We start from the raw sequence: 2,789 nt of genomic DNA on the forward strand, positions 1-2,789 counted from the left end.
AGCGGCTATGGCTCAGCAGTCTAAAAATAGCGGCCTACTTCAGACCATTCCATTTGCTCGGGATCGGTCGACAGCACGACATGATCCGCGCCAAGGCGTCGTGCATCCGCGTCTTTATCGGGCGAGCGGGTAAACAGAGTAACCTCTGCGCCCAAAGCCTTGGCCAGTTTTAGGGCCATGTGCCCAAGGCCGCCAAGGCCAACCACCGCAACACGGCTGCCGGGACCTGTTTGCCATTGCTGCAGGGGCTCCCAATTGGTAATTCCCGCACACAGCAGTGGCGCAGCTCCCGCCAGGTCGAGTCCGTCCGGAATGCTTAACGCGAATTTTTCAGACACGACCATTTGCTTGGTGTAGCCACCGAACGTCGGTAGGTAATCGTGGCGATCAGTGCTGTTGTACGTGAAGGTAGCGCCTTCCAGGCAATGCTGTTCGAAGCCCTGATGGCAAGGATTACAATGCTGGCAAGAGTCGACCATGCACCCTACTCCGATAGTGTCGCCCACTCTGAATCGGGTGACCGCACTACCGACCTCAGTTACCCGCCCTACTACCTCGTGGCCCGGAACTACCGGGTAGTGCGTATAGCCTCCATGATTGCGAACAATGTGCAGATCGGTATGGCAGACGCCGCAGTAGAGCACCTCAAGCACGACGTCGTCGGCCCTAGGCTGGCGGCGTTCGACCTCAAACGGTGTTAGAGCGTCGGTAGCCGAGAGTGCTGCATATCCCAATACTTTCATGGCGAGACTCCCTAAGCTCAAATTCGTCCAGCGATGAACTGTTGAGTCAGCTCCGCAACGCGCTTTCCAAGGTGTCGCGCCGTATCAAGATCGCTTTTGATCGGCGAGAGTTCGGGCGACTCGTCTTTCGAAAATGCCATAGCGCCAAGCCAGCCCCCCACGCGGTTTAGCTCTTCATTACTTTTTCCTGGGAACAGATCAAGGCCGACCCAGATCATCCCATGCTGGGCAGCAAACAATGAAAGCGTCACAAGCGAATTGAGCTTGTCGCCGTGCATGGAGCCGGAGTTGGTGAAGCCGGCCGCAATTTTATTGCGCCATGTCTGCGGCACCCACGCAGTCCCAGTTGAGTCTTCCATGAATTGCTTGAAACGAGCGCTGACGGTGCCGTTGTAGGTTGGCGATCCAAAGATAATCGCGTCGCTGGCAGCAAGAGCCTCCCAGTTGATTTGACCATCCGCAACGGCGACCAGCGTCACCTCCACTCCTTCGACGCTACCCACGCCCTCGGCAATGGCTTCCGCCTGCTTTTTGGTGTGGCCGTAGCCGCTGTCGTAAACGATGGAAATAGACATGGATTTACCTCTGGACCAGTGATTTCTATCATCATGCGTTCCGGCAATAATTACTGTAAGTATCTAATAGGTTGAATAGCTATCAACCTAGCATTGATAATCCTCACCATGACCTTCATTTCCTTGAGCCGGAGCAAACTTTGGATACTTCGCATCGAGTAAGAGCCATACTTTCTTTTGTCCAGACTGCGGACACCGGCAGCTTCGCAGCAGCTGCCCGCCTGCTGGGGGTGACATCGGCTGCGGTCAGCAAAAACGTCGCGGGCCTGGAAAGGGCTCTCGGCGTACGGCTCCTAAATCGAACCACGCGCACAGTGAAGTTGACTGAGGAAGGAGCCGCATTTCTGCGGCAGGCAAGGTTTGCACTGGCCGCCTTGGATGCTGCAGTGGAAACTGTCGTCGCACAGCGTGATGAAACGCATGGGCGCGTGCGCATCTCGACCAGCGTCGCAATGGGGCAAGGACAATTGATGCCATTACTCCCTCGTATTCTGGCGCTCCACCCAGGGCTTTCTATTGAAGTCGATTTTGATGACCGTATGGTCGACCTGGTGCGTGACGGATATGACCTTGCACTACGTGGGGGGCTCATACGCGACTCAGCCCTGATTTCACGACCAGTATGTCGCCTTAATACAGTGCTGGTCGCTTCAACCACCTACCTTGAGCACCACGGCGTGCCGCGCACCGTCGCAGATTTAGGCCATCATAGACTGATTGCCAGGCGCTTCCTGGCTGGAAATGTTGATCCGTGGAGCTTTAAAGGGAGTGACGGCAGCATCACTACCCTAGACCCCACCGAAACGGCGGTTTTGACATTGTCTGCGCCAGAGGCCGTGGTCGACGCTGCACTGAACGCTATCGGAGTTGCGCAGGTTGCCGTTCACCTGGTCTGGGATCATCTGGTGTCTGGCGGGCTAAATGTGGTCATCCACCAATTACATCACCCTGGGGCTCATGAAATGGTGATTCAGTATCCGCACCGCGCGTTGGTCGCGCCCCGTGTCCGTGTCGTAGTGGACTATCTGTTAGACGCCTTAAAATCAAATGAGGTACTGCACGTACCGCTGGAATCGTTGGCAGCATACTCAGCTTAAGAGGGTTCTTCTGCGACGCTATCCTTTGCGTCGAGACTTTGTGCTCGCAGGTCGATACTCCAGAATATTGATCACCTACGAAAGGCATCGCTCGAATGGTTAGCGACACTGCCCACCACAGACTGACTGCGACGGGTGAAAGCAGAAAAGGCTTGGAGTGCCCACCCTGTTCGTCTATTTGTTACTGGCGTCGAGACCAGGAAGACCGTCTGCACGTAGTGCGTTCGCGACCAGTGTGAAAGCATTGGACGGCTGCTTGCGGCTTGGGTAATACAGGTAGTATCCAGGGAAGAAAGGACACCAGGGAGTATCAGTTTTTTTGTGTTCGGGCTGGTTAGGGCCTGCCGTCAGGCAGGCCCTTGTTTTACCAGCTC

General features: G+C 55.6%; 3 protein-coding genes and 1 pseudogene. 1 reads left to right on the plus strand and 3 read right to left on the minus strand.

The genetic code is table 11. The features are described from left to right. Positions 1-20: 20 nt before the first annotated feature. Together AO277_RS12285 and AO277_RS12290 are read right to left on the minus strand one after the other, a co-directional pair. Positions 21-743, minus strand: coding sequence for an NAD(P)-dependent alcohol dehydrogenase (locus AO277_RS12285; protein ID WP_080899382.1), 723 nt, complete (start codon positions 741-743; stop codon positions 21-23). A gap of 17 nt (positions 744-760) precedes the next feature. Continuing rightward, positions 761-1,318 (minus strand): flavodoxin family protein, encoded by a 558-nt coding sequence (locus AO277_RS12290; RefSeq protein WP_044320139.1) that lies wholly within the window; start codon positions 1,316-1,318, stop codon positions 761-763. A 71-nt stretch (positions 1,319-1,389) separates the two neighbouring features. Here AO277_RS12290 and AO277_RS12295 point away from each other — a divergent pair, with 71 nt between their 5' ends. Then, positions 1,390-2,415 carry a LysR family transcriptional regulator gene (locus AO277_RS12295; RefSeq protein ID WP_236691314.1) on the plus strand — a complete coding sequence of 342 codons (1,026 nt, stop codon included), beginning with the start codon at positions 1,390-1,392 and terminating at the stop codon, positions 2,413-2,415. 174 nt (positions 2,416-2,589) lie between these two features. Here AO277_RS12295 and AO277_RS28760 read toward each other — a convergent pair. Beyond that, positions 2,590-2,789, minus strand: a pseudogene (locus AO277_RS28760) (hypothetical protein); the annotation flags it as partial.

Origin of the sequence: Pseudomonas amygdali (assembly GCF_002699855.1) — a bacterium.
In the GTDB taxonomy this organism is placed as follows: domain Bacteria; phylum Pseudomonadota; class Gammaproteobacteria; order Pseudomonadales; family Pseudomonadaceae; genus Aquipseudomonas; species Aquipseudomonas amygdali.